Consider the following 574-nt stretch of genomic DNA (forward strand, 5'->3'; position numbering starts at 1 on the left):
GCGCAGACCCATCAGCTGCTGGCTCAGCTCGACAGCGGTAAGCTCGACTGCGCCATCCTGGCGCTGGTCAAAGAGAGCGAGGCCTTTATCGAGGTGCCGCTGTTCGATGAGCCGATGATGCTGGCTATCTATGAAGATCATCCGTGGGCGAACCGCGATCGGGTGCCGATGTCGGATCTGGCCGGTGAAAAGCTGCTGATGCTGGAGGATGGCCACTGTCTGCGCGATCAGGCGATGGGCTTCTGCTTTGAAGCGGGGGCGGATGAGGATACCCACTTCCGCGCGACCAGCCTGGAAACGCTGCGCAATATGGTGGCGGCAGGCAGCGGCATTACCCTGCTGCCGGCGCTGGCGGTGCCGCAGGAGAGAAAACGCGATGGCGTAGTGTACCTGCCGTGCATTAAGCCAGAGCCAAGACGCACCATCGGTCTGGTTTATCGTCCGGGCTCCCCGCTGCGCAGCCGCTATGAACATCTGGCGGAGGCCATCTGCGGCACGATGGATGGCCATTTCGACAAGGCGTTAAAACAGGCGGTTTAAGCCGTTCAGCGCGGCAACCCGGTACGCTTCCGCC

Annotated in this window: 1 protein-coding gene; it reads left to right on the forward strand. The window is 62.0% G+C overall.

The window, feature by feature from the left end:
- Positions 1 to 540, forward strand: a 540-nt coding sequence (oxyR, locus tag FJV41_RS55280) for a DNA-binding transcriptional regulator OxyR (protein WP_141649570.1), incomplete at its 5' end; no start/stop codon positions are given.
- Positions 541 to 574 lie beyond the last annotated feature (34 nt).

Origin of the sequence: Myxococcus llanfairpwllgwyngyllgogerychwyrndrobwllllantysiliogogogochensis, assembly GCF_006636215.1 — a bacterium.
Classification (GTDB): Bacteria; Myxococcota; Myxococcia; order Myxococcales; family Myxococcaceae; genus Myxococcus; species Myxococcus llanfairpwllgwyngyllgogerychwyrndrobwllllantysiliogogogochensis.